Genomic DNA, 25,833 nt, shown 5'->3' with positions numbered 1-25,833 from the left:
ATTATATGTACGAATATAACTATAAAAGATTCCAAAAACGACTCAACCAGTGTGCTCCGGTTGAATACCGAGTCACACTGGCTGCATAGTCTTTTTTATGGCTGTCTACTTGACAGGGGTAAGACCACACTGCTTAAGGTCTTTTTTATGCTATAGACACCATTGCCTTGTTTATCCGCCACTTCCATGACTCTTTTGGCAGAGCCATCTTGTTTCCATACTTCAAAATGTACATAGTCAGCATTATTAACTGCTTCGCCATTTTGATGAAGGGTAACTTTTATCTCAGTCACTGCATTTGCTTTTATGGAAGCAGGAAGAGCTATTTCGGCTTCAAGTGGTGTTTCTTTTTTATAAAGGGAAGCAGCATCCTGTTTAAGAAGGGAGCAGGCACTCAACATCAGGCATATAAAACAAGCTAATAATAGGACTAATAATGTTTTTTTCACGAAACAAGCCACCTTTTATGCATTTAGAAACCTTTTAGCTTTAGGCATTCTTTGAATTATCAACAAGTCAATAAGCCAAACAAAAATAAGTGATAAGCCTACTAAAGGGAACAATATCCCTAAAATAATAAGCAGGAAGAGCAGAAGTTTCATATTTTTTATCTTTGGTGCTTTTGGTGCTCCTAATCCGGAGTTAGGCTTGCGTTTCCACCACATATAAACACCTGTGAATGCTACTAAAAGAGTACCAAGACAAATAAGGAGGCTAACTAATTGATTAAGGAAGCCAAGTTCTGTTCCTTTATGCAAAGTAATCCCAACAGCAACTATCTTGCCGATAGGGCCGTAATTATCATAGCGATAATCTGCTAAGACCGCTCCAGTATATTGGTCGATATGGATGGTTGCTTCATCCTTTGCTTTTGGCGGAAAAGCAGACAGAGTGTAAACACCTTCTTTTGAGGAGGGGAAAATAACAGAATAGCTAGGATGCATTCCCTCCCGCTCAGCAATTTCGACTATATTGTCAATGGAAACAGGGAGGAAGCCCTCAAGCTTTGATTTTGGTACATCTAAAGTTTCAGCAGCCCAAGGGACTTCTGCAATATCTTTTGTTTTTATATTAGATGTCGGTGCAGCTCCAACCCACACAGATGGAGGATAGCCTTCTCCTGTATTTGTTACTAAAGCTTGAAAGTTAGTTCCCCAAAATCCTGACCAAGGCAAGCCAGTCAAAATAAGAAATAACAACCCACCTGTAATCCAAAAAGCAGGTACAGCATGTAGATCTCTTCTAAGGACCCTGCTGCCTTTCGTAAACCGTGGTATAAGGATACCTGCAAAGCTTCTCTTCTTTTGCGGAAACCATAAGTAAATTCCAGTTATAATTAATACCATTGCCCAGCAAGCGGCAAGCTCTACTATTCTATCACCAGTGGTACCTGCCATTAATTCACCATGGATTTCTTCAATTAAATTCATAACTCGATTATTGCTGTTTAATTCACCGAGTATATTACCATTGTATGGGTCAACAAAAACTGTCAATGACTCGTTTTGGTAGGTGATATTTACTTCACTTGAACGAGTTGCTTGTTCTCCAGGACGATAGCTCGTAACCACTGCTCCAGCGTAATGATTTGTCACAATATCGAGCTGTTCAGACGGAGCTATTCGCTCTTTCTGCTGTTTAACTTCGTAAAAATCCTGATAAAGCATCTGTTCAATTTGAGGCTTAAATAAGTATACAGAGCCAGTGATTGCAAGGATAATTAAAAATGGCGCGAAAATTATTCCAGCATAAAAATGCCATCTCCATATTGCTTTATAGAGAGCGGCTTGTTTTTTCTTGTGATCTTGAGTTTGCTTGTCAACAGTCGCAGGCTCCACTCTTATCTTCCTCATTCCTTTAAATGAAATAGTTAGTTAGCTTAAAGCTATCTTAAAATATATCGGATTACTTATTAGTTTTGTTAAGAATTCTCTCTATTTATCCTTCAAGCTAGAAGTATAGTATAAAGAGCAGACTCATCACCGTATTACATACAGAATTTACAAAATCTTAAAACATGGATAAGTATTTTTATCTTATAATGAACTTAATTCCTAATTTCAGCATGTCTTGTTCGACCTTCCATTGAACAAACAACAGTAGAAAACCACCGGACAAACGTACGGTGGTTTTTTTCTAAGAGGCATTATTCGTTTTTTCAAGCAAGTCATAAATGAACCCATCTCTAACAGATTGAGTGCAATAGGCAAAATAGGGAGATTTGGTCATTTTCATTAAAGTAGAGATAATTTGGATGGCTGGTATGATAATATCCTTTCTTTTTTTAGATAAGCCCTTAATATCAGAACGTTCCGTCACACTTAAGGAGGATAATTCTTTGAATACATTGTCGATGTCTTCTATTGACATATTTAAAGAGTTTTTCTTATCTTTTGCTTTATGTATACGGGATAGATTTTTCGCACTGCCACCAATTCCAATAACAGGAAGTCCAGCTGCAGATAACCAGGGAAGTGTTTGCAGTTGTTCAGACAGATAAGCTTGAAGTTTATCAATTTGCTCTGCTGTCACTATCTCACCTTTTGTAAATTTTTCATTTAAGTTAACTGCACCGAATGGAAAGCTGTAATACTCAATTAATTGGCGATTTCGGAATAGAGTGATTTCAGTGCTTCCTCCACCGATATCAATGGTAATACCATCCTGCAGGTCGATTGCTTGAATGATGCCAAGATAACCAAAATAGGCTTCTTCATAGCCGCTTAAAATAGAAAATGGAATAGCTGTTTTCTTTTGAATTTCTGCTAAAACCTCTTCCTGGTTAGCAGCATTCCGAATCACTGCAGTGGCAAAGCCAATCATTCTGCTTACGCCATTTTCTGCGCCGATTTTTTGAAAGTCTTGTAAAATTTGCAATGTTAAGTCTATGCCTTCCCTTGTGATGTTTCCTTGCTTATCTATGTAACTGATCAGCCTTGCAGCCACCTTAACTCGCTTGACTTCCTCTGTATGAACAGAATTGTTCTCAATGTTATAGATAGCAAATTGAATCGAATTAGATCCGAGATCTATGATAGCGATTGAATTCTCTTTCAATTATCGAATCCTCCTTATGTAAATGATGATATGTATATCTTATAAGAAAATGTAAAGAAAAAATATTAAGCTTTTGTAAAGTCATCTATCCATTGTACCCTATAGTATTAAAACATAATCTTATGAACGATATATCTCCATATTTCTACAAAAATTTACAGAAAATTTACAAAGTAAACTGATGTACACATGTTATTCTAATAATAGAATATTAGCAATAATCGTTAAGGGGATGTAATAATGCAAACTCATCAAGAGAATTGGAACACCGTTAATTTAGATAATCCTTCCTATTACAATAATCGAGAGTTAAGCTGGCTCGATTTTAATAGCCGAGTGCTTGAAGAAGCGGTGGATGACCAAAATGCCTTATTGGAAAGGTATAAATTTTTATCAATTTTTAGTTCAAATCTGGATGAGTTTTTCATGGTACGTGTTGCTGGACTCCTGGATCAAGTGAAGGCTGGGTTTAATAAACCTGAGAATAAGGCAGGGCTTACTCCTAAAGAACAGTTGAGTGCTATTTCTGAAAAAGCGCGTTTGCTAGTAAAAAGTCAAGATAAAATATACAGTGATTTATCCAGCATATTAGAAGAAGAAGGCGTACGCATCATTTCCATCGACGAGGTTTCCTCGAAAGAAATGTCGATTTTGGAGAACTTTTTTGATGAACAGGTTTACCCGGTATTGACTCCTATGGCAATAGACGCGTACCGTCCCTTCCCAATGCTGTTAAATAAATCCTTAAACTTAGCGGTAGTTATCGAAGAAAAATCATCAGAAAAAAGGAAGGAATTAGACCTTGATGGCAATTTAGTGATTGTACAGGTTCCTGCAGTAATTGGCCGTTTAGTAGAGATTCAACAAAAGGGACAGGAAAGAAAATTTGTTTTGTTAGAAGAAGTGATTTCTCGTTTTATTGAGAAGTTATTTACAGGATTTAAAGTGAAATCTGTGACATCATTTCGGATTACCCGTAATGCTGACTTAACAATACATGAGGATGAAGCAGAAGATTTACTGCAGGAAATTGAGGAAGAATTGAAGAAGCGGAAAAGGGGAGCAGCAGTCCGCTTAGAATATCAGCAGCAGCACAGCAGTCAAGAGGTGATTGATTACCTTAGACAGGTGCTTGAAATTCATTCAAAAGACGTTTTTGATGTACAAGCTCCTTTAGACTTAACATTCCTGTTTTCGTTTTGCAAAAAAATCGAAGCAACACATGAGCATATTGCAGCAAGAACATTTATTCCACAGCCGCCAATCGACTTGGAAGGGGAAGGAACTATATTTGAGAAAATTGCGAAGCAGGACGTTTTGCTGCATCATCCATATGAGTCATTCGAACCGGTAGTGGAATTCATGTCACGGGCAGCAGATGATGAAAATGTATTGGCAATTAAGCAAACCTTGTACAGAGTGAGCGGTGATTCCCCGATTATTGAAAGCCTTAAACGGGCAGCAGAGAACGGCAAGCAGGTAACGGTTTTAGTTGAGCTGAAGGCGCGGTTTGATGAGGAAAATAATGTTCAATGGGCGAGGGAATTGGAGCAAGCCGGTTGTCATGTAATTTATGGGATGACCCATTTAAAAACACATAGCAAAATTACGCTCGTAATCCGCAGAGAAAAAGGCAGGGTTCAAAGTTATGTCCATTTAGGGACAGGCAATTACAATGATGCCACGGCAAGAATTTACACAGATATGGGATTGCTGACATGTAATGAAAAAATAGGCACTGACGCAATTAATTTCTTTAATTATTTGAGCGGATATATGGAAAGACCGTCCTATGAACATTTATCTGTCTCACCATTTGGAATTCGAAATACGTTTATTGAGTTAATTGATAAGGAAATGGACTTTCATAAAAAGCATCAGAATGGTAGAATCATAGCAAAAATGAACTCCTTGACAGACAAAATAATTATTAAGAAATTATATGAAGCATCCATTGCTGGAGTTAAGATTGATCTGATCATCAGAGGGGTTTGCTGCTTAAAACCTGGTATTAAAGGGGTCAGTGAAAATATACGCGTCCGAAGCATTGTAGGAGCATTCTTAGAACATACGAGAATCTTTTATTTTCATCAAAACGGTGCAGAGGATGTATCTTTATCTTCGGCTGATTGGATGACAAGAAACATGGAAAATCGTGTGGAAATACTTTTCCCAATATTAGAAAAACATATAAAAGATAGAATTCATGACTGCTTGCTTTTAATGCTGAAAGATAATTGTAAAGCACGTGAACAGGATAGTAATGGCAGATATCGATATGTACAGAGAAATGATAACCATAAGCAAATAAACAGTCAAAAAATATTTTGTGAAGAAGCAATTCAATATAGAACAAAACTAATGACAGCAAACTTGAGTTCAGTTAAAAAATCTAAAATCTTTAATTTTACAGAATTCTCTTTGTTTCGTCTGAAAGGGTTTGTACCTATATTTAAAAAATAATCTTTTACTGAGCATTCCTTCAAATAGAAGGAATGCTTTTTTACTGATTAAACAATAAAAATAAAATTAAAAACAATATTAATTTATTGTAAAACGATAAATCTTGTGGTAAATTAAACACATAATTAATGAGTGAGGTGTATTTTTGTGAACCAAGTGTCCACGCTGTTTTTAAAGATAGCTGTTATTTTTATTGGTCTACCCATTTTGGCATTATGTATCTTTGTTGTTCCAGAAATCGGGAGATATGCAGGAGAGCTGCTTTCAAATATAACTTATATAAAATATTTTGTTATTAGCTTTTTTTATGTTTCTGCCATTCCTTTTTTTATTGCGCTTTATCAAGCATTTAAGCTGCTAATTTTCATTGACAAGAATAAAGCCTTTTCGGAGTTATCTGTGAAAGCTTTAAAGGTAATTAAGTACTGCGCAATTATCATTAGTGGACTGTTTGTTATTGCAATGCCGCTCTTTTATTTCGTGGCGGATGCAGATGATGCTCCTGGAGTTATTATTATTGGTTTGGTAATCATCTTTGCTTCCATGATAATTGCGGTATTCGCAGCAGTGCTTCAGAGGCTTTTACAAGAAGCTATTGAAATAAAATCAGAAAATGATCTAACGGTCTGAGGTGAAAACAATGGCGATAATAATAAATGTTGATGTAATGCTGGCTAAACGGAAGATGAGTGTAACAGAGCTTTCAGAAAGGGTTGGCATAACAATGGCTAATCTGTCCATATTGAAAAACGGCAAAGCCAAAGCAATTCGCTTATCAACTTTAGATGCGATTTGCAAGGCTCTCGATTGCCAGCCTGGCGATATTTTAGAATACAAAGATGAAGATGTGACAGAAGCGTAATAGGTTTATGAACTACACTAATAGGAGGCTTTGCCATGAATACATCAACATTGGTAAAACGGAGCTATAAATCATCTATAAAACAATTGCTTGTGTTTGGGTGGGAGCAGGCTTTGTCTTGTTTGTTTCCAGTTGTTATCTTCGCCTCTTTAGCAATTACACAGTATATACCGCTTCCGTTATTGCCACGGTATGATTGGCTGCTTCTGATTTGTCTTTTCATGCAATGGCTGATGGTAAGGTCTGGTTTGGAAACGAAGGATGAACTAAAGGTTATTACGTTATTCCACATAATCGGCCTTGCTCTCGAACTGTTTAAAGTGCATATGGGCTCATGGTCTTATCCAGAGGAAGGATTTTCAAAAATATTTGGTGTTCCATTGTACAGTGGGTTTATGTATGCAAGCGTAGCAAGTTTTCTTTGTCAGGCATGGAGGAGATTGAAGGTAGAACTAGTTAAATGGCCACCATTTCTTGCAGTTGTACCACTTGCTGCTGCCATTTACCTGAATTTCTTTATACATCATTATTGGATAGACCTGCGCTGGTGGTTATCCGGGCTGGTGATTATCACCTTTTGGAAATCATGGGTAACATATGAGGTCGATGGAATACGGCATAAGATGCCGCTGTCTCTTTCTTTTGTGCTGATTGGATTTTTTATCTGGGTAGCCGAAAATATCGCGACATTCTTCGGAGCTTGGCAATATCCAAATCAAGCCGAAGCTTGGAGTCTCGTACATTTTGGAAAGGTAAGCTCATGGCTGTTATTAGTGATAGTCAGCTTTCTAATTGTTGCAACATTAAAGCAGGTGAAAGGAAAAATTACGGAATAAGTTGATGAAAAAGCAACATGTGAATGTTGCTTTTTTTAGTGTTATTGGAAAGTTGATTCATATTTTTTAATGCAAAAAGTTTTTTAACATGAAATTTAGCTGGAAGGGCAAGATATATTTGGATAAATATTGGAGAAAAAATACTAAATTTTAGAATTGGTGATGGTGTTTGCAATGTTTTTTCATACATATGCATTTACTGCTGTTATTATCCTCTCTGCTATAGGCTGCTTATCTATCATACGATTTGACTGGAAGCGTTACGGTCTGATTTTTATCATCAGTGCGATTTCAGGTAACCTATTATGTTTTGGGTTAACGTATATAGGGTTCTATACTTTTTACGACTATTTTCTAGAGGACATTTTTATAACCCCAATATTGCTTGTATCGACGTTGTTTCCATTTATCGCTTTATTTGGAATCAGGTACAGCCCTGAGCAATGGATATGGAAAATTCCTTTTTATTGGGGCATTGTCCATTTAGGAGTTTTAGGGGAAGTAATACTAAAGTACTCTGTTTTATTTAAATTTGAACCAGAGTGGGATTTATGGGACAGCTATACGTTATGGTGGATAAACTATTTGTTGTTTGAATTGTTAGGCGGGAAAATCATTCCCCCTGAAAGAAGAAATCCGCTAAAAGCATCACTCTTTCGTTATGGTGCTTGGGTATGGATTGTCCTTCACATTATATTTATTACAACCATTTTTCTCGCAGGTGTATATGTGGGAGTAACTGTCTTCAAATAATACTTTTGTATATTTATTTTATATTTATTACATTATTCATATAGTCATAAAGCTGATTTATAAAGGTTTTAAGTGATATTTAAGATAAACTAATAAAAATACGTCTGTAAAAAAAGATTGTCAGAAGTTAATAGAGCATGATACTATTAGTTAAAATTAATTCCCTTTAATCTGGTCCAGAGAGTCCAAAAAGGCGAAAGAGCGGTCAGGCATATTATGTATGTCTAAGTATACCCTTTTGTCCTTTGGATGAAAGGGTATTTTTTATAACTAACTTTAATTAAGTCCTGTGAGGCTTGAAAGGAGAATGACAACATTGGATTATCGCAAAAAAACAGTAGTTGCATCAGTAGCTGGATTAACATTAGAGGGTATGGACATTATGTTTATTTCCTTTGCAATGTCGTTGATCATTGCAGATTTTCATATTGGGATGACTGCAGGAGGACTTATTTCATCAATTACCAACATAGGAATGTTAGCTGGTGGAGTAATTTTCGGGATTTTAGCAGATAAATTTGGAAGAGTAAAAGTTTTTACTTACACCATTTTACTGTTTGCAGTAGGAACAGCCTTAACCGGGCTTGCACAAAATATTGAGCAAGTTTATATCTTTAGATTTATTGCTGGATTAGGAGCAGGTGGAGAATACGGAATCGGTATGGCGCTTGTTGCAGAAGCATGGCCAAAGAACAAACAAGGACGTGCGTCTTCCTATGTTAGTGTCGGTGCACAGTATGGTGTTATTTTAGCAGCATTGCTCAGTGCGATGATCCTTCCTGCATGGGGATGGAGAGGTTTGTTTTTCGTAGGTTTAGCACCGGTGATTTTCGCGTTTATTGTTCGTAAAAAACTGGACGAGTCGCCAGAATGGGTTAAGTCCCAACAGAAAAAACAGCCTGCACAAAAGAAAGAGGGCAAATTAAAGCAATTGTTTGCAACTCCGAGAATTACAGCAACAACTGTTGCGTTGGCAGTAATGGCCACAGTACAAATCGCAGGATATAACGGCTTAATGATTTGGCTTCCATCGATGCTTCAGCAATCTCAAGGATTGTCCGTATCGAGCTCTGCCCTTTGGACAATCAGCACTGCCGCTGGAATGATTGCAGGTATGCTGACATTTGGACAAATTATTGATCGCCTCGGCATGAAACGCTCTTACGGAATCTTCTTATTCGCTTCAGCAATTGCAGTGTTTTTATACTCCTATGCGTCTGGAAGTATCGGTCTGTTAGTAGGTGGAGCAATCGTTGGCTTCTTCTCAAATGGAATGTTTGCAGGGTATGGGGCATTAATAAGCAAGTATTATCCAGTAGAAGTACGCAGTACGGCTACAAATACGATATTCAATTTTGGGAGAGCCTTAGGCGGCTTATCTCCAATCTTAGTAGGGTATATTTTACAGCATTCAAATGTAGCAACAGCAATGGGATATTTAGCACTGCTGTATTGCATTTCCTTTGTAGCGATGATCAGCCTGCAAAAAGGAAAAGGGAATGGACAAGCAGTAAACTCTTTATCAAAAGCAATATAATCAAAAACCGCCATTCTCAAAAAATGAGAATGGCGGTTTTTTATAGAGCTTGATTAGCTATGACCAACGATTGCATGTGGTATATAGGGCTCTTCAAGGAAGGCTATTTCATCTGATGTCAGTTTAAATGACAAGGCACCAGCAGCATCCTCAAGATGAGATAATTTTGTTGCACCAATGATAGGAGCTGTAACCTGCTCCTTTTGCAACAGCCATGCAAGTGCAATATTGGTGCGAAGGACACCGTGCTTGTTTGCTAAAGTTGCCACACGCTCTATTACTAAGCGGTCAGCCTCTGACGTCGCATCATATTTAGATTTCTGGATTTGATCTGTCTCAGAGCGATGTGTTGTTACAGATAAGTCACGAGTTAATCGCCCTGATGCAAGGGGACTGTATGGTGTGACAGCGATGTTTTCTTCCTTACAAAGTGGGAGCATTTCTCGTTCTTCCTCCCGGTAAATTAAATTTAGATGGTTCTGCATGGAAACAAACTTTGTCCAGCCATGTTTTTCTGCAGTATGCAATGCTTTTTGAAATTGCCAAGCAAACATGGCAGAAGCACCAATATACCGTGCTTTCCCTGCTTTCACCACATCATGAAGTGCTTCCATTGTTTCTTCAATAGGAGTGTTATCATCCCAGCGATGGATAATATAAAGATCTACGTAATCAGTTCCTAACCTGTTAAGGCTTTTATCGATTTCACTCATAATGGCTTTGCGGGAAAGTCCAGAACCGTTAGGACCTGCATGCATTTTTCCATGAACTTTAGTTGCAATGACAACCTCATCACGATTTGCATATTCCTTTAAAGCACGACCAAGGTATTCTTCACTTGTGCCAAGTGAGTATACATTTGCTGTATCAAAAAAATTAATTCCCATCTCAAGGGCTTTTTTGATAACAGGGCGTGAGTTTTCTTCGTTCAGTACCCATTGATGCAGCCATTTATCTGCATCACCAAAACCCATACACCCAAGACATAATCGAGACACATCTAATCCTGTATTACCAAGCTTTATATACTCCATATAGCATCCTCCCTAGATAAATTAGCCACTTATTCGTGCTGTATTTATTATGTCATATAGAAGGAAGGAGTCTTTAGCTTATTCCTATCAATTGTTTGCCTAATCCTCGCAATTGAATAACAAAGACAGCAGAATAGCTCCTGCAGCCTTTTTAGTTTATTCAGTTTACATATACCTTTAACGGCAAATTAGTCAATGACTGGCCTGTTGCAGAAGCAGTCAAACAGTCTTCCAATATAAACCCTTCGACAGGTTCAATTCTCGGGAATTTCCGAAGAAATGTTTCGAGGGCAATTTTCATTTCCATCCGTGCAAGAGGTGCTCCTAAGCAAAAATGTGGGCCGTTTCCAAATGTTAGATGTTTTTTGTTGTTAGGCCGATGGATATTCAGTGAATAAGGATTCTCAAACATGTTTCCGTCCATATTTGATGCACTCATCCACGCAATAACAACATCGCCTTTTTTCAAATCAACACCAAGTAAGTTATTGTCTTGCTTAACAGTGCGGTCTCTTCTTGACAGGTGGAATCGGTAGCGGAGCATTTCCTCCACTGCATTTGGTACGAGCTCTAGGTTGTCTCGCAGCTCCTTATATAATGATGCATCATCATACAGCAAGGAATAGAAGCTGTTGGCGATGGCATGACTTGTCGTTTCTACCCCTGCACCTAAAAGCACCATAGTTGCCTGAACTATCTCTTCATCTGTAAACCTGTCCCCATCTACTTCAGCCCGAATTAAATCAGAGATTATATCATCAGTTAAATTTGTCCGTTTTTGAACGACAATCGGATAGAGAAATTGGAAATATTCTTGAGCAGCCTGCTTTTTTTGCAGCTCAATATCATCGAGTCTTTTTCGATCGAAAGGCTGAAAAAGAATATCGACCCAGCTTTTAAATTGGTAGCGGTCTTTGACAGGTACTCCAAATAGGTCTGCAATCACCAGACTTGGAAAAGGAGCTGCAAGTGCATCGACAATATCAACTACAGCATTACCTTTAATGTCTTCCACAAGCTCTGCAGCAATTTGTCTTATTCTAGGCTCCCATTCCTTCAAGCTGCGTGGAGTGAAGGCGGCAGCTAATAGTGTTCTGCTTTTTCTATGCTGTGGTGGGTCGAGATTGGTGATGTTTATCGGTGATGGTTTTTCTTGGTTTTTATGATTGTTGGTCCCAACGAAGATAGTTGTCCTATTGCCTGCACTAGAAAAAGTTTCATGGTTACTTAATACCTGTTTAACATGATCATATTGGAACACATTCCAAGTATTTGTTTCTTCATGAAAGAAAACAGGGTTTTCCGCTAGCATTTTTTTGTACCAAGCAACTGGAAAAAATTCGTCAGTACGTGATTGGAAATTAGTGATTTCTTTAATAGGAATTACTTCTTTTATCATTCGAATTCCTCCTCCGTCAAATGGATAAATGTTTTATATAGAATCATGCTTAGCAAACCAGGTAGTAAGCAGCATGCTATTCACTTTTTTGAACGAGGTAGAAGCTAATGCCTCTCTATTTAATATACTTAAATTAAAGTAGTTTAAAATGAGTAGATAGTAGTAGATAATGATTTATTGACAAAAATAGGTATTATTTCCTGACGAACTGTAAACTAGTAAGCTTGTTATTGTAAGCGTATTCTTTTATAATTCAATATGAAGATATTGGAATTTCGGTTAATGGAGAGGAGTGATTTGGTGGATTTGACGAAATATCTGTCCGGAAAAATTTCACTAAATGATTTTGTTCATCGCATAAACCAAAGTGGCGCAAGCTTTCATGTTCACTATTGGGGCGTTATGCCGAGGCATTATGACAATCAACTGCATAAGCATTCTTTTTTTGAAGTTTGTTTTGTTGTCGACGGAGAAGGCAATTATATGGATGAACAATCCAGTTACACTCTTCAAAAAAACACGATCTTTTTATCAAGACCAGGAGTACTGCATCAAATAAAAAGTGAGCATGGCCTGTCACTACTTTATGTTGCCTTTGAACTGATTGATTCAGAGTCAAATGAAAGCTGGGTTCAAATTATGGAATCAGCAGAAAAATGCGAGAAGATTGTTTTATATAATGATAGTGAAACAGAAACAGAGCTATTATGGAAGTCTCTGCTGATACAGGCGACAAGGCATAAGCAACATTTTTTTGAAGAAATGCTAACTAATATCGCTGGTTCCCTTATTATCTCTATCCTTCAAGACTTTGTACCTGACTTAAATAGAAATAATAATCATAAGCATGATCCTGAACAGCATTCGGTTTTACTTACTCAAGCGCGATTATATATTCACGATAATCTGTCCAACTGCTTAAAGCTGACAGAGGTAGCGCGCCATCTTCATATCTCAGGCAGGCACTTATCGAGAATTTTTATGACAGAATTAGGAGTAAGCTACTCTAAATATGTTCAAGATGAGAGAATAAAAAAGGCAAGCATGCTGCTAAAAAGAAGTGACTTATCATTAAAAGAAATCGCGGAAGAAACAGGTTTCATGAATGTCCAGTATTTCACCAGAGTGTTCACTACCATGATGCAAACCTCACCAGGCCGGTTTCGAACTATGTTTATTGATATACATACAACAACATATTCTGATACATAACCTCCAGCTTACTGGAGGTTTTTTTTGCGGAGCAAAAAAAGATGTCTTCAAAGTATAAAAGAATGTCTCCAAAATTTAAATACTAATCTAGGCGTCTTTAATATAATTAGATACGTAGACAACGTAATAATCATTTTAAAGCAGGTGATATTTTCTGCTAAATGTAAACGGATTCAACAGAAGTTAATAGAGGAGGAGAAAATCAATGAAATTATCTTATGTAACAGACAGTCTAGCACATCTGCCTTTTGAGGAAATGCTTGATCAAGTGTCAGAGCTAGGAATTGATACAATTGAAATGACAACAGGAGGATGGTCTCCTGCACCGCATTTAAGATTAGATGAACTATTACAAAGTGAGCAAAAAAGAGCGGATTTTTTAAATAGTCTGGCAAAGCGCAATATCAGATTATGTGCATTAAATTGCTCTGGGAACCCATTGGATCCAGGAGAACTAGGAAAAGAGCACAGAGAAATTACAGATAAAACGATGGAGCTTGCAGAACTGCTAGGCGTGAAAAAGGTCATTATGATGAGCGGACTGCCTGCAGGAAGCCCTGAGGATAAAATTCCTAACTGGATCACGTATACGGTTAGCTGGCCTCCTGTGCTTAAGGAAATCTTGGATTACCAATGGAACGAAGTAGCGATTCCATATTGGAAAGAGCTTGTAAAAAAAGCCGAAGCTTGTGGTGTTGAAAAAATAGCTTTAGAAAATTTCAGTTCCCAATTAGTGTATAACCCGCAAACACTCTTCAGACTGCGTGAGGCTGTCGGACCAATGGTAGGGTTGAATCTTGATCCAAGCCATCTAATATGGATGGGAGCAGATCCAATTTTGGCAGCGAGAGAATTAAAAGAGGCAATCCATCATGTTCATGGTAAAGATGTAAGGATAGAGAGACATTTATCTGGTGTTAATGGGATTTTGGAAACGAAAGAAATCACGGATGTTGCTAATAGAGCTTGGAACTACGTAGCAGTAGGCTGTGGGCAAGACTTGCAATGGTGGAAGGAGTTTTTCTCTGTTGTGAAGATGATGGGATATGATGGAGACGTTTCGTTAGAGATGGAAGACTTAACTATGTCAGTGGAAGCAGGCATAAAAACCTCGATTGATGCATTAAAGCAAACACTTAGTTTCTAATTCTTTTTTCCATGTCTTTGTAATATAAAAACGGAAAATTCAGATAAAAAGGAGTGTTCCACATGTTGAATGGAGAGAGAAGAATTGCAAGACCGTTACGCTGGGCAATGGTTGGAGGAGGGCGGCTTGGCCAAGTCGGCTATAAACACAGAATTGGTGCATTGCGTGATAATACAGCCTTTCAATTGGTTGCAGGGGCATTTGATATTGAGCCGGAGAGAGGCAAGGATTTCGGCGTGAATATTGGGGTTTCAGAAGGTCGCTGTTATCCTGACTATAAAACAATGTTTGCTAGTGAGGCACTAAGAGAGGATGGAATCGAGGTAGTCTCCATTGCAACTCCTAACGGCACACATTATGAAATATGCAAGGCAGCACTAGAAGCAGGCTTACATGTTATTTGTGAAAAGCCATTATTTTTCACTTCTGAGGAAGGAGAAAATATTAAAGCACTTGCTAAGAAAAAAGACAAAATAGTCGGTGTAACATATGGGTTCTCTGGAAATCAGATGCTTCTGCAAATGAGAGCGATGATTGAACAAGGAAAAATTGGCGATATTCGTGTTGTTGACTTGCAATATACACATGGTTTTAATTCCAATGACAAGTCCGACAAAACGAGCGATGCCCAAAAATGGCGCATTGACCCGAAGGTTGCAGGCCCAAGCTTTGTTTTAGGAGATCTGTCTACACATACTTACTATATGTCTCAATTAATCATGCCAGAAATGAAAATTAAAAGACTGCTATGTGATCGTCAAAGCTTTATTGAAAGTCGTGCTCCACTTGAAGATAATGCTTTTGTAATGATGCAATATGAAAACGGAGCTGTAGGCAGACTTTGGACATCCTCGATTAATGCAGGCTGTATGGATGGCCACCGAATCAGAATAGTCGGAACAAATGCAAGCCTAGAATGGTGGGACAGCAAGCCTAATGAGCTAAGGTATGAAGTTCAAGGTGAGTCGATTCAAACCCTTATTCGTGCAATGCCTTACTTGGATGAAGCCTGCATGGCGGATGAGCGATTAGGTGCACTCCATCAGGAAGGTCTGTCTGAGTCCTGGGCAAATATTTACCTGAAATTTGCAATCGCTATAGATGCGAAAAACCGCAAGGACGAAGAAGCATTAAGCAACTTGGTATACCCAGATATTGATGCTGGAATTGCAGGGATCCGCTGGATTGAAAATTGTGTCCGATCTGCCGACAATGGTGCAGTTTGGGTAGAATTTGAGGCAAATAAAGAACTGTCCTCCACACAATAATGAATATCCTCAGGATCATCATAAGAAGCTGGTCCTGAGGAAGAACTCTCTTTCATTAGTTTATCAATGAAAGCGCTTTATTTAATTATTGGTAGGTCCGCAGCAGGAAATTTACAAATGGCAATATCCAATATTGTATAAAGGGGTAGTCAAGTATGGGAAATGCAAATATTTCTGAACAAACAGTTCAAGCAAATCGTCCCGAACAAAAGGACCCAAAAAAATTTCTTAAGCTAATAACAATCGTTTCGACTTTTGGCGGACTGTTATTTGGTTATGATACAGGGGTAATTAACGGTGCTCTGCCTTTTATGGCTCATGCAGATCAATTAAATCTTACACCTTTCACAGAAGGGCTTGTAGCAAGCTCATTAGTGTTAGGAGCTGCCTTCGGTTCTATTTTTGGCGGAAGATTGTCAGATACAAAAGGACGCAGGAAGGTTATATTATATCTTGCCGTACTGTTTTTCTTTTCAGCAGCCGGTTGTGTTATCGCTCCAAATACATCTGTAATGGTCGGCTTCCGCTTTTTGTTAGGTCTTGCTGTCGGTGGTTCTTCTGTCGTCATTCCCTCCTACTTGGCTGAAATGGCTCCTTCAGATAAACGGGGGCGGCTCGTTACTCAAAATGAATTAATGATCGTAACAGGCCAATTTCTCGCCTATATATTTAATGCATTAATCGGAAATATATTTGGAGATACAGGACATGTATGGCGGTATATGCTAGTCGTTGCTACATTGCCAGCGATTGCCTTGTGGATTGGTGTCCTTATTTTACCAGAAAGTCCTAGATGGCTTGCAACAAAGGGAAAAATGGGAGAAGCACTGAAAGTCCTAAATCGTATTCGTTCTGAAAGAATTGCCCAGCAGGAATTGCAGGAAATTCAAGTAAACCTCTCAAAAGAACAGAAGCAAGAAAAAATGAGCTTTAAAGATTTAGGTATACCTTGGATTCGCAGGATTGTGTTATTAGGCATTGTACTTGGCTCTATTTCCCAACTAGTTGGTATTAACTCTATTATGTACTATGGAACTCAAATCCTTGAAAACGCTGGTTTTGGCACAAAAACAGCTTTAATCGCAAACGTGGCAAATGGCTTGATTGCTGTCATTGCCGTTATTGTTGGCATGTCCTTATTAAATAAAGTCAATAGAAGACCGATGCTGCTTACAGGCTTGGTTGGGGTAACAATTGCACTAATATCAATTGGAATATCCGCACATTTTCTAGCAGGCTCTCCCATTCTTCCATATATTGTTTTATCAATGACAGTTATCTACCTAGCCTTTTTCCAAGGCGCAATTGCTCCGTTAGTTTGGCTAATCCTTGCTGAGATTTTCCCAATGCGCTTGCGCGGTGTCGGTATGGGGATGGCAGTACTGTTTTTATGGCTGTGTAATTTCTTAGTCGGGCTGTTCTTCCCTATTTTGCTTGTTGGTATTGGTCTTTCTGCAACGTTTTTCTTATTTGCCATGTTTGCGATTATCGGTGTGATATTTGTAGGCAAAAAGCTGCCAGAGACAAGGGGACTATCATTGGAGGAAATTGAAGGGATTTTTAAAAGCAAGAGTGCTAGTTAATAGTGAGTGTAAAGAGGAAAAAGAGCTCTGCAGTACAGGGCCCTTTTTCCAGATGTAATATTATTCTATCTGATTGTTCTCTGCTGTTTTTATCCAAGAATCAATATAGTCTAGGTTGAAAATGATTGTTTTACCAAGTAAACGTTGATGCGGAATGCGCTTTGCCTCAATCAATTTCTGAACTGTTTCTTCGGATAAGGGATAGTTTACCGTTTGCAGGTAAGCTACTAAACTTTGTATACCAACTGCCTTTCTCAAGGGAAATCACCTCCTACAAATACCTCCTTAAATTTTGATAAGGAGAGATCAGTTGAAGGTACTTCTCTAAGAAAGGTTGCTATATAAATACCCTAATAAAAAAAATATAATCTTTTTTAACTAGCTGTAAAAGTGAAAAGGAAGACAACTGTTTTACTATAATTAACCGTTGGTATATAAGCAGTAAACAGGGAATTCTATTCCTTTTAGTTTTCTTATTTTTTACTTTTGTTTTCACTAATTTCTAAAACTTTTTTTGAAAGTGGTGTTGACAATCTTCAAAAACAGCAATATAGTAATAATCAAATCTTAACAAAACAAAAACCGAATAAATCATTTCTTATCCAGAGAAACCGAGGGACAGGCCCTATGACGTTTCGGCAACGGGTTTAATTAACACCGTGCCAACTCCTGCAAATGTGTTTTACACATTTGAAAGATGAGAATTGAGGATTTTATATGAAAACCCTCTTTTTTTCTTCTGGATTATAGAAAAAAAGAGGGTTTTTTGTTGTTTGTGAAGCAAGAGGAGAGTGAAAGAACTTGATAGAATTCAGCCAAGTGGCTAAGACATTTGTATTGGGAAAAAGAAGAGTGGAAGCTGTTAAAGACGTTTCCTTAACCATTCAGAAAGGAGAAATATTTGGGATTATCGGCTTTAGTGGTGCTGGTAAAAGCACATTGCTGAGACTTGTAAACTTACTTGAAAGTCCGTCAAACGGCTCCATTAAAATTCAAGGCGAGGATTTATCAAGCTTTAGTGCAAAAGAGGTGCGTAAGCTAAGAAGACGGATCGGCATGATTTTTCAGAACTTTAACTTGTTTACTTCAAGAACAGTAGCAGGCAACATCGCCTATCCTTTAAAGCTTGCAGGCAAGCCAAAGGGAGAAATCAAGGCAAGAGTTGATGAGTTATTACAATTTGTTGGATTGACAGATAAAGCAAACGATTATCCTGAACAGCTGTCTGGCGGGCAGAAGCAAAGGGTCGGCATCGCAAGGGCACTTGCGAATTCTCCAGATATACTGATATGTGATGAAGCAACCTCGGCTTTGGATCCTGATACGACAAATGAAATATTGCGTCTGCTTAAAAAAGTAAACAAGGATTTAGGAATTACGATATTGCTGATCACACATGAAATGAATGTTATTCAAACGATTTGTGACAGAGTTGCAGTTATGGAGAATGGGGAAGTCATTGAATCAGGTAATGTATTTGAGACTTTTACAGACCCGCAGCATCCGACGACAAAAAGATTCATTCAATCTGTACAACAGGATCGTCCGTCAGAATCCTTGCTTCAGCAATGGCAACAGAGTGGTGGTAAGAATCTGTATCGAGTCATTTTTAAGGGAGAGCTGGCAAATAGGCCAATACTATCACAAATTTCACGAAAGAATAATGTGGATGTCAATATAGTGTATGGTTCTGTGCAAGAGCTTCAAGAGAAGTTTTTTGGAAATTTATTAGTCTCTTTTGAAGGGGAAGCATCAGCTATCCATACAGTTATAGCTGAATTAGAAAAGGAAGTCTCTATTGAGGAGGTGCTTATAGGATGAAGGTCGATTGGGCAACGTTTTGGCCGCGAATTGTAGATTCGACAGGCGAAACCATTTTAATGGTCATCATGACTTTGATTTTTGGTTCAATTCTGGGTATTTTGATTGGATTACTTTTATTTGTGACAAGAAAAGGCAATATTTTGGAAAACAAACTAGTTTTCCGATTGCTGAATTTACTTATTAATATTATCAGGCCTATTCCATTTATTATATTTCTTGTTGCAATTAGTCCGCTTACTCGGTCAGTTGTTGGTACAACAATTGGCACATGGGCAGCGATCTTTCCAATGACAATAGCTGCATCATTTGGTATCGCAAGGGTAGTTGAAAATAATCTTATTAGTATTGATCCAGGTGTAATTGAAGCAGCAAAAGCAATGGGTGCAAGCCCGTTCCAAATCATCTTTACTGTGTTAATACCAGAAGCACTGGGTCCGCTTATTCTCGGATTAACCTTTGTAACTATTAGCTTAATAGATTTCTCTGCAATGGCAGGAACTGTCGGCGGCGGCGGATTGGGCTATGTTGCAATGACATACGGCTATCAACGGTTTGATGGCAGTGTCATGCTGGTGACAGTCATCATCTTAATATTGCTTGTGCAGATAGCGCAATGGATAGGCAATACATTATCTAGAAAAATAATGCGCAGATAATAAAAAAACAGAAAAAGAAGAGGGGAAAAGAACATGAAAAAATTAGCGAAATTTTTTATTGTATTACTGGCAGTTTGGGCTCTTGCAGCATGCGGAAATGAATCAGCTTCAGGCGATTCGAAAACAGTGAAAGTAAGAATTGGTGTAACCGGCACAGATGGTGAAGTATGGCCACTCTTAAAAGAAAAAGCGAAAAAAGAGGGAATTGATATTGAACTAGTGGAGTTCTCTGATTATACACTTCCAAACCAAGCACTAGCGAACAAGGAGATTGATATTAACTCATTCCAGCACATTGCCTTCCTTAGTCAGTTTGCCAAAGAAAATAATGCAGATTTAGAACCAATTGGTGCTACAGTTATTGCTCCTATGGGGATTTACTCGGAAAAAATCAAGGATATTAAAGAATTGAAAAAAGGCGATAAAATTGCTATTCCTGATGACCCATCAAATCAGGCGCGTGCATTAAAGCTTCTTGAATCAGCAGGCTTAATCAAACTTTCAGATGACTTTGGACTTTTCGGTGATCCTACTAAAATTGTTGAAAATCCAAAAGAACTAGATATTTATCCAGTTGTTGCACAGCAGACTCCACGCGTTCTTCCAGATGTAGCAGCATCTGTCATTAACAACGGTGTTGCAGGCCAGGCAGGGTTTGACCCAGTTAAGGATCCAATTTACTTAGAAGATGCAGATGATGAAAGTGTTCTACCATATGTAAATGTTTTTGCAGCACGAGCAGAGGATGCAGACAATGAAACATATAAGCGCATTGTGGAGCTATACCATGAGGCAGACGTGATAAAAGCAGTAGAAGCAGATACAAACGGTGGCTCTATCGTAGTTGATACACCGAAGGAAGAGCTAGTAAAACAATTTAAAGGTCTATAGGAGGGTATTAGCATGAGCAAAGTGGATACAGGTTTAGATGTAATTAATAATTCCGTTGAGAGCAAAAAGGATCTTTATGTACAAACAAGTCAAGCAATTCATGCCAGACCTGAAATCGGCAATCAAGAGTTTTTTGCAAGTAAAACCTTAGTAAATTTATTGGAGAACGCAGGATTTTCGGTAGAAAAGGCAGTAGCTGGGCATGAAACTTCGTTTTATGCAGTGAAGGACAGCGGAGTATCTGGACCAACTATCGCTTTTCTTGCAGAATATGATGCGCTTCCAGGTCTTGGGCATGCGTGCGGTCATAATATCATTGGTACAACAAGTACAGCTGCAGGGATTGCACTTGCAGAAACACTTGCAGAAACAGGGGGACGTGTTCTTGTATTAGGAACTCCTGCAGAAGAAGGCGGACCAAATGGCAGTGCAAAGGGGAGTTTTGTAAAGCATGGCTATTTAAAGGATGTTGACGTTGCATTAATGCTGCATCCTGCGGGAAAAACATCCTTGACGAGTGAAACACTTGCTGTTGATCCTTTAGATTTTCATTTCTACGGAAAAGCAGCACATGCTGCAGGCTCACCTGAAAAAGGTATTAATGCATTAGATGCGGTTATCCAGCTTTTCAATGGTATTAACGCATTACGACAGCACCTCACAGATGATGTTCGAATACATGGAATTATTACACATGGCGGAGATGCTCCTAATATTGTCCCTGAATATGCTTCAGCACGCTTCTTTATTAGGGCTGAATCATGGAAAAAGGCAGAAGAAGTGTCATTAAAGGTCCGTGCTATTGCTGATGGTGCTGCACTCGCAACTGGAGCGACTGTTAAAGTAGAAAGATTCCAAAATGAAGTGAAGGATTTTGTGCTAAATGACGTATTGGATGATATTTTAAAAGGGGAGCTAGAAGCAGTTGGCGAAATTGTTTCGTTAGAAAAAGCGACTGGAAAAGGGTCAACAGATGCTGGTAATATCAGCTATGAAGTTCCGACAGCTCACGGCCATATTAAAATTGGACCAGATGATTTAATTGCACACACAAATGAATTCAGAGAGTCTGCACGTTCAGAAGTTGGCGATAAGGCAATTATTAGCGGAGCAAAGGCATTGGCGGCAACAGGCTACCGTCTGTTGAAGGATTCTGTGCTGCTTCGTCAAGTAAATAAGGCATTTGATGCAGCTAAAGCGGCAAAAAACAACTAACAACTAATAGCATTAAGAAAAGACACAGAGCTTAGGTAAATGCCGTTGCTTAAAATACAATGAATCATATACTCATAGTGAGGATATCGTCCATTCTCATTTCAATTGGATCCATCATCATATTATTATTTCTTTTAAGCGCACCGTTGTAGAAGGTGCGCTTTTTTTTGCTATTCTAGTATTACTTTTCCTCTGCAAAATAATCGAAAATAAAGCCTTTAAACTGTAAGGCAGCAGGGGAAAGATAACGTCCATCAACCCAAGCTAAAGCTATAATTCTTTCGTATTCAGGAGGATTAATGGGTATTTTGATAATATTATTTATGTCGGTTCCTTTCATATCTGGCAGTATGGAAATGCCTAATCCTGCTGCGACTAAACCTGCAATAGTGTCTGCTTCATCCCCTTCAAAAGCTATCTTAGGCTGTATTCCTTTTTCCTGTAACATTTCCTCTGTTAATATCCGCAGTGCATAGCCCTGCTTTAACAGGATAAACGGTTCTTCTGCTAACTGGTGCAAATCGATGCTAGTATGCTCAGCAAGCATATGTGTTTTAGGTACGTAAACAAATAGCTGTTCACTAAAAAGCTTTGTCCATTCGATTGGTGTATGTAACTCAATTGGACTTACTAGACAAAAGTCTAATTCTCCTTTTTGCATATCCTCCAGTAAGGAGTGTGAGGGGCTTTGCTTTAAGGTGATAGTAATATTGGGGAATTTGCAGCGGAAAGCAGCAATTACATCTGGGATTAAATTCGTACTTAATGTATGCAAAAAACCAAAGGAAACGGACCCTCGTCCAGGCTCTAGTAATTCCTGTATTTCCTTTTTACCAAGCTCAAATTCCTTCATCATAATGTCAACACGCTTTAAAAACAGCTTCCCATACTTATTAAGCTTGATTGAACGTCCTTGGCGTTCAAATAATGGTGCACCTATCTCTTCTTCAAAGCGGGCAATCGACCGACTTAAGGCGGGCTGTGTAATAGAAAGTGCTTCGGCTGCTTTTGTCACATGCTCCATTTGAGCAAGCGTGCGGAAGTATTCAAATTGTTGCCATTCCATTTCAAGTTCTCTCCTTATTACATGAATGCATTAAAATTATTATTATTATGAATTATACATCATAATTGCCAGATGATAACATATAGGTGGAAAACATTAGAAGGAGATGTACTTTGGTAATGGCCATAAAATACGGTACACCGATTTTTCGTAAAACAAGCTTTGCATTTTTTGCTGCAGGCTTCAACACTTTTGCCATTTTGTATTGTGTTCAACCATTGCTGCAGGACCTTGCTTCGGAATTTCAGCTTTCGGCAACAATGGCTAGCTTAGCTTTATCACTATCGACGATTTGCTTAGCGGTTAGTATGCTGCTTTTTGGGTCATTGTCTGAAGTATGGGGACGGAAGCCTACAATGGTTTATTCAATGCTTATAGCTTCCATTCTATGCTTAATGACTGCAGCCACTGATAATTTTCATGTTTTGCTTTTCTTGAGGATTTTGACAGGAATTGTTTTGGCAGGAGTGCCGTCTGTTGCAATGGCATATCTGGGAGAAGAAGTGGAATCTGTTAGCTTGGGAAAAGCGATGGGAATTTATATTAGCGGAAATGCTATTGGGGCAATGGGTGGAAGAATTATTTCAGGAATCCTGAGTCATTATTTTGGATGGCATATTGCGATAGGTGCTGTTGGGGTAATTAGTATTGCAGCTACCGTTATTTTTGCTTTAACGCTAAGTCCCTCACAACATTTTAATGCAAAAAGCTTCGGAATATACAATCTCGGCAAGTCATTAACTGCTCATTTAAAGGACCTAGGGCTATTATGTTTGTTTGGATTAGGGTTTTTGCTGCTTGGAGGTAATGTAGCACTGTTCAATTATATTGGTTATGTGCTGACAGGTGAACCTTATGCGCTGCAGCAAGGCGTGGTGAGCTGGATTTTTCTATTATTTGTTATCGGGATGTTCAGTTCGATTTGGATTGGCAGACTAGTAGACCGCTATGGACGTCAATATATTCTGCTAATGAATCTTGTGCTTATTATAGCAGGAGCCTTACTTACAATTAATGAAAGTTTACTAGGTAAAATTATCGGCTTAGGCATGACAACATTCGGTTTCTTCGGAGGCCATTCGATTGCAAGTGGGTGGGTCAGTCTAAGAGCAGTAAATAATAAAGCCCAGGCATCTTCGCTGTACTTATTCCTGTACTATGCTGGCTCAAGTGTCGGCGGAACACTTGGTGGAGTGTTTTGGACATATCTTGGCTGGAGTGGAGTAGTCTCGATGGTTATTGCCTTTTCCATGCTAGGTATTATTCTGGCTGCAGTGCTGCTTAACATCACAAGAATCCGACAAGAGCCAATTAAGAAAACAAAACATCTGCAAATAGATAAGTAAGATGCTGGGACAAAACCGTAACTTAAAACACAAAAAAGGATGTGACATTTACGTAAAGTGAAATGTCACATCCTTTTCTTTTGTAAAATAAAAAGGCGTTTTACTTATCAGTCATTTGATTTCATTTCAATTTGACGCAATACTCTTCCACCTAAAGTAGAGGAGGCATTATATAAATATTGGAGAACCACACTTCTCGTTTCATCAGCAACCCTTGCAAGGTCATTGGCCAGATTCTCGACTAAATGGTCCTGCTGTATGGAAGGAAGTGTGTGAAAGTACTGGCCGGCCTGTGTAAAGTCGTCTTGTTTTGGAATACTGGAGCGTTGGAGGTGACCTTCTACATGCCTTCCTTTGCCGCTTGTCACGAGCGCTGATGGCTCCCAGTCCTGCTGGTTGTTAATTGGTATTGATCGAAAACCAGGTCCGAGACGGTGCCGCTGAGAATCCCAGTATATATTGGAGCGCCCCTGCAGCATCTTATCATCAGAGAGCTCTGCCCCTTCTAACAGATTGGAAGGGGAAAAGGCCACTTTTTCGACCTGTTCCATATAATTGTCTGGGTTGCGGTTTAAAATCATCCGTCCAACAGGGAGAAGGGGGTACTGCTGTTCATCCCATACCTTCGTGTCATCAAGTGGGTCATATGGCAAACGAGCCTCATCAGCTGTTTCCATTAGCTGAACATAGAGAATATATTCTACCTTTTTGCCTCTTTCAATTGCCTCAAACAAATCCTTCCCAGCAATATCAGGATCCGAACCATTCCAATAAGCAGACTCTTTACTGTCAATAAATTTGATGCCAGAGGACGGAAGCCAATGATATTTTACATAACGTCTTACACCTTGGGCATTTCTCCATACATATGTGCTCACACTGTGGCCAGGGATATGCCGGAGACTCTTCACTGTACCTGCATCAGAATATAAGCGGACAACGAAATGGATGGACTCAGGGGCACGGGCAACAAAGCTCCAGAAGCGATTTGGATCAATCAGATTGTTCACTGGTGAAGGAAGAAAGGCTTTAATCGACTCAGGAAAGCGAATCGCATCACGGACAGAAAAAACGGGAATATGATTGCAAATCAGATCGAAAATACCTTTTTCTGAATAAAACTTTGTAGAAAACCCTCTCACATTCCGCGACGTATCCGGAGTGCCTTTCGTGCTGACAGCAAGCGAAAACCTTACTGTAACAGGCACCTGCTGTCCTGGCTCCTGTAAAAAACATAGCTTCGTATATTCGCTCATAGAATGAATCGTTTGAAAGTACCCAAATGCACCATAGCCTTTTACATGGACAGGTCTTTCTGGAATTTTTTCATGGATAAAATTTTCTAATGTTTCATGAAGAATATTATCCTGTTCCAAAACAGGACCTCTTTCTCCAACCGTCTCTGAATGCAACGCCCCAGGTAAATCATCCTGCCAGTTCGAGAGGTCTGTGTGATTCGCTTTTTTACTGTGAAAATGCCGGTTCTTTTCTTTCATTATTAACCAACCCCTGATTGGAAATTAATCCTTTATAAAAAGGAATGCTTGAACTTAATATCGATACAAGTTATTCCGCAGTTTGCTAATATATGACAGACTTAAGCTGCTTTATTAAGAATGGAGTCAAATCCTCCTAAACTATTGAACGTAGCTTTACAAAATAAACATAAAAGGTTTTTTGTTCC

24 protein-coding genes and 1 riboswitch are annotated in these 25,833 nt (G+C 38.7%); of the genes, 16 read left to right on the top strand and 8 right to left on the bottom strand.

Translation table 11 applies throughout. From position 1 onward, the window contains the following. Window positions 1-5 precede the first annotated feature (5 nt). Window positions 6-89, top strand: coding sequence for a hypothetical protein (locus EM808_RS29800; protein ID WP_412973749.1), 84 nt, complete (start codon window positions 6-8; stop codon window positions 87-89). A 6-nt stretch (window positions 90-95) separates the two neighbouring features. Here EM808_RS29800 and EM808_RS17970 read toward each other — a convergent pair whose 3' ends face one another. The 3 genes from EM808_RS17970 to EM808_RS17960 all read right to left on the bottom strand — a co-directional run bounded on the left by EM808_RS17970 (window position 96) and on the right by EM808_RS17960 (window position 3,057). After that, window positions 96-449 carry a FixH family protein gene (locus EM808_RS17970; protein WP_127739575.1) on the bottom strand — a complete coding sequence of 118 codons (354 nt, stop codon included), beginning with the start codon at window positions 447-449 and terminating at the stop codon, window positions 96-98. 15 nt (window positions 450-464) lie between these two features. Next, window positions 465-1,853: a PepSY-associated TM helix domain-containing protein gene (locus EM808_RS17965; RefSeq protein ID WP_127739574.1), complete on the bottom strand. Its 1,389-nt coding sequence runs from the start codon at window positions 1,851-1,853 to the stop codon at window positions 465-467. A gap of 283 nt (window positions 1,854-2,136) precedes the next feature. Next, window positions 2,137-3,057, bottom strand: coding sequence for a Ppx/GppA phosphatase family protein (locus tag EM808_RS17960; RefSeq protein WP_127739573.1), 921 nt, complete (start codon window positions 3,055-3,057; stop codon window positions 2,137-2,139). Between the two features lie 240 nt (window positions 3,058-3,297). Here EM808_RS17960 and EM808_RS17955 point away from each other — a divergent pair, with 240 nt between their 5' ends. The 6 genes from EM808_RS17955 to EM808_RS17930 all read left to right on the top strand — a co-directional run bounded on the left by EM808_RS17955 (window position 3,298) and on the right by EM808_RS17930 (window position 9,508). Further along, the gene (locus EM808_RS17955) at window positions 3,298-5,520 is read left to right on the top strand and encodes an RNA degradosome polyphosphate kinase (RefSeq protein WP_127739572.1); all 2,223 of its coding nucleotides are present in this window, start codon (window positions 3,298-3,300) and stop codon (window positions 5,518-5,520) included. A 147-nt stretch (window positions 5,521-5,667) separates the two neighbouring features. Next, window positions 5,668-6,150: a DUF2975 domain-containing protein gene (locus EM808_RS17950; RefSeq protein ID WP_127739571.1), complete on the top strand. Its 483-nt coding sequence runs from the start codon at window positions 5,668-5,670 to the stop codon at window positions 6,148-6,150. A gap of 10 nt (window positions 6,151-6,160) precedes the next feature. Continuing rightward, complete coding sequence (locus EM808_RS17945) at window positions 6,161-6,382, top strand: helix-turn-helix domain-containing protein (RefSeq protein WP_127739570.1); 222 nt, start codon at window positions 6,161-6,163, stop codon at window positions 6,380-6,382. Window positions 6,383-6,417: 35 nt separating this feature from the next. After that, complete coding sequence (locus EM808_RS17940) at window positions 6,418-7,218, top strand: DUF817 domain-containing protein (protein WP_127739569.1); 801 nt, start codon at window positions 6,418-6,420, stop codon at window positions 7,216-7,218. Window positions 7,219-7,392: 174 nt separating this feature from the next. Then, window positions 7,393-7,971, top strand: a complete 579-nt coding sequence (locus EM808_RS17935) for a CBO0543 family protein (protein WP_127739568.1) — start codon at window positions 7,393-7,395, stop codon at window positions 7,969-7,971. Window positions 7,972-8,287: 316 nt separating this feature from the next. Beyond that, a complete protein-coding gene (locus tag EM808_RS17930; protein WP_127739567.1) occupies window positions 8,288-9,508 on the top strand; it encodes an MFS transporter in 1,221 nt (406 codons plus the stop codon). Window positions 9,509-9,561: 53 nt separating this feature from the next. Here EM808_RS17930 and EM808_RS17925 read toward each other — a convergent pair whose 3' ends face one another. After that, window positions 9,562-10,542: an aldo/keto reductase gene (locus tag EM808_RS17925; RefSeq protein WP_127739566.1), complete on the bottom strand. Its 981-nt coding sequence runs from the start codon at window positions 10,540-10,542 to the stop codon at window positions 9,562-9,564. Window positions 10,543-10,702: 160 nt separating this feature from the next. Further along, on the bottom strand, window positions 10,703-11,941 hold the full coding sequence (locus EM808_RS17920) for a cytochrome P450 (protein ID WP_127739565.1): 1,239 nt from the start codon (window positions 11,939-11,941) through the stop codon (window positions 10,703-10,705). 300 nt (window positions 11,942-12,241) lie between these two features. Between EM808_RS17920 and EM808_RS17915 the strand changes: the two genes are divergently transcribed. The 4 genes from EM808_RS17915 (at window position 12,242) to EM808_RS17900 (ending at window position 17,151) form a co-directional block, all read left to right on the top strand. Then, a complete protein-coding gene (locus tag EM808_RS17915; protein WP_127739564.1) occupies window positions 12,242-13,153 on the top strand; it encodes an AraC family transcriptional regulator in 912 nt (303 codons plus the stop codon). A gap of 205 nt (window positions 13,154-13,358) precedes the next feature. Next, entirely contained in the window at window positions 13,359-14,300 is a 942-nt protein-coding gene (locus EM808_RS17910; protein ID WP_127739563.1) for a sugar phosphate isomerase/epimerase family protein, read from the top strand. 62 nt (window positions 14,301-14,362) lie between these two features. Continuing rightward, the gene (locus EM808_RS17905) at window positions 14,363-15,568 is read left to right on the top strand and encodes a Gfo/Idh/MocA family protein (protein ID WP_127739562.1); all 1,206 of its coding nucleotides are present in this window, start codon (window positions 14,363-14,365) and stop codon (window positions 15,566-15,568) included. 155 nt (window positions 15,569-15,723) lie between these two features. Further along, window positions 15,724-17,151, top strand: coding sequence for a sugar porter family MFS transporter (locus EM808_RS17900; RefSeq protein WP_127739561.1), 1,428 nt, complete (start codon window positions 15,724-15,726; stop codon window positions 17,149-17,151). 60 nt (window positions 17,152-17,211) lie between these two features. Here EM808_RS17900 and EM808_RS17895 read toward each other — a convergent pair whose 3' ends face one another. After that, window positions 17,212-17,409, bottom strand: coding sequence for a MerR family transcriptional regulator (locus EM808_RS17895; protein ID WP_127739560.1), 198 nt, complete (start codon window positions 17,407-17,409; stop codon window positions 17,212-17,214). Between the two features lie 337 nt (window positions 17,410-17,746). Continuing rightward, a riboswitch (SAM riboswitch) is annotated at window positions 17,747-17,855 on the top strand. A 97-nt stretch (window positions 17,856-17,952) separates the two neighbouring features. On the opposite strand from EM808_RS17895, the gene EM808_RS17890 reads away from it, so the two are divergent. The 4 genes from EM808_RS17890 to EM808_RS17875 are packed head-to-tail and all read left to right on the top strand — an operon-like array spanning window position 17,953 to window position 21,737. Further along, window positions 17,953-18,972, top strand: coding sequence for a methionine ABC transporter ATP-binding protein (locus tag EM808_RS17890; RefSeq protein WP_127739559.1), 1,020 nt, complete (start codon window positions 17,953-17,955; stop codon window positions 18,970-18,972). Continuing rightward, window positions 18,969-19,631, top strand: a complete 663-nt coding sequence (locus tag EM808_RS17885; RefSeq protein ID WP_127739558.1) for a methionine ABC transporter permease — start codon at window positions 18,969-18,971, stop codon at window positions 19,629-19,631. The genes EM808_RS17890 and EM808_RS17885 overlap by 4 nt, the downstream gene beginning before the upstream one ends. A 33-nt stretch (window positions 19,632-19,664) precedes the next feature. Further along, the gene (locus EM808_RS17880; protein WP_127739557.1) at window positions 19,665-20,522 is read left to right on the top strand and encodes a MetQ/NlpA family ABC transporter substrate-binding protein; all 858 of its coding nucleotides are present in this window, start codon (window positions 19,665-19,667) and stop codon (window positions 20,520-20,522) included. 12 nt (window positions 20,523-20,534) lie between these two features. Next, window positions 20,535-21,737 carry a M20 family metallopeptidase gene (locus EM808_RS17875; protein ID WP_127739556.1) on the top strand — a complete coding sequence of 401 codons (1,203 nt, stop codon included), beginning with the start codon at window positions 20,535-20,537 and terminating at the stop codon, window positions 21,735-21,737. A gap of 181 nt (window positions 21,738-21,918) precedes the next feature. Here the strand turns inward: EM808_RS17875 and EM808_RS17870 are convergent, their stop codons facing one another. Next, window positions 21,919-22,803, bottom strand: a complete 885-nt coding sequence (locus EM808_RS17870; RefSeq protein ID WP_127739555.1) for a LysR family transcriptional regulator — start codon at window positions 22,801-22,803, stop codon at window positions 21,919-21,921. 119 nt (window positions 22,804-22,922) lie between these two features. Between EM808_RS17870 and EM808_RS17865 the strand changes: the two genes are divergently transcribed. Then, complete coding sequence (locus EM808_RS17865) at window positions 22,923-24,149, top strand: MFS transporter (RefSeq protein WP_127739554.1); 1,227 nt, start codon at window positions 22,923-22,925, stop codon at window positions 24,147-24,149. A gap of 107 nt (window positions 24,150-24,256) precedes the next feature. Here the strand turns inward: EM808_RS17865 and EM808_RS17860 are convergent, their stop codons facing one another. Next, a complete protein-coding gene (locus EM808_RS17860; RefSeq protein ID WP_127739553.1) occupies window positions 24,257-25,645 on the bottom strand; it encodes a catalase in 1,389 nt (462 codons plus the stop codon). Between the last annotated feature and the right edge of the window lie 188 nt (window positions 25,646-25,833).

The sequence above is a fragment of the Niallia taxi genome, assembly GCF_004005475.1.
Taxonomy (GTDB): Bacteria; Bacillota; Bacilli; order Bacillales; family Cytobacillaceae; genus Niallia; species Niallia taxi.
This window is presented reverse-complemented; position numbering and strand designations above follow the sequence as displayed.

What these genes read in the sequence shown, in the direction of transcription:
- EM808_RS29800 (WP_412973749.1), top strand. Translation starts at nt 6, where the DNA reads ATGTACGAATATAACTATAAAAGATTCCAAAAACGACTCAACCAGTGT.
- EM808_RS17965 (WP_127739574.1), bottom strand. Translation starts at nt 1,853, where the DNA reads ATGAGGAAGATAAGAGTGGAGCCTGCGACTGTTGACAAGCAAACTCAA.
- EM808_RS17955 (WP_127739572.1), top strand. Translation starts at nt 3,298, where the DNA reads ATGCAAACTCATCAAGAGAATTGGAACACCGTTAATTTAGATAATCCT.
- EM808_RS17945 (WP_127739570.1), top strand. Translation starts at nt 6,161, where the DNA reads ATGGCGATAATAATAAATGTTGATGTAATGCTGGCTAAACGGAAGATG.
- EM808_RS17940 (WP_127739569.1), top strand. Translation starts at nt 6,418, where the DNA reads ATGAATACATCAACATTGGTAAAACGGAGCTATAAATCATCTATAAAA.
- EM808_RS17935 (WP_127739568.1), top strand. Translation starts at nt 7,393, where the DNA reads ATGTTTTTTCATACATATGCATTTACTGCTGTTATTATCCTCTCTGCT.
- EM808_RS17925 (WP_127739566.1), bottom strand. Translation starts at nt 10,542, where the DNA reads ATGGAGTATATAAAGCTTGGTAATACAGGATTAGATGTGTCTCGATTA.
- EM808_RS17920 (WP_127739565.1), bottom strand. Translation starts at nt 11,941, where the DNA reads ATGATAAAAGAAGTAATTCCTATTAAAGAAATCACTAATTTCCAATCA.
- EM808_RS17910 (WP_127739563.1), top strand. Translation starts at nt 13,359, where the DNA reads ATGAAATTATCTTATGTAACAGACAGTCTAGCACATCTGCCTTTTGAG.
- EM808_RS17905 (WP_127739562.1), top strand. Translation starts at nt 14,363, where the DNA reads ATGTTGAATGGAGAGAGAAGAATTGCAAGACCGTTACGCTGGGCAATG.
- EM808_RS17900 (WP_127739561.1), top strand. Translation starts at nt 15,724, where the DNA reads ATGGGAAATGCAAATATTTCTGAACAAACAGTTCAAGCAAATCGTCCC.
- EM808_RS17885 (WP_127739558.1), top strand. Translation starts at nt 18,969, where the DNA reads ATGAAGGTCGATTGGGCAACGTTTTGGCCGCGAATTGTAGATTCGACA.
- EM808_RS17880 (WP_127739557.1), top strand. Translation starts at nt 19,665, where the DNA reads ATGAAAAAATTAGCGAAATTTTTTATTGTATTACTGGCAGTTTGGGCT.
- EM808_RS17875 (WP_127739556.1), top strand. Translation starts at nt 20,535, where the DNA reads ATGAGCAAAGTGGATACAGGTTTAGATGTAATTAATAATTCCGTTGAG.
- EM808_RS17870 (WP_127739555.1), bottom strand. Translation starts at nt 22,803, where the DNA reads ATGGAATGGCAACAATTTGAATACTTCCGCACGCTTGCTCAAATGGAG.
- EM808_RS17865 (WP_127739554.1), top strand. Translation starts at nt 22,923, where the DNA reads ATGGCCATAAAATACGGTACACCGATTTTTCGTAAAACAAGCTTTGCA.
- EM808_RS17860 (WP_127739553.1), bottom strand. Translation starts at nt 25,645, where the DNA reads ATGAAAGAAAAGAACCGGCATTTTCACAGTAAAAAAGCGAATCACACA.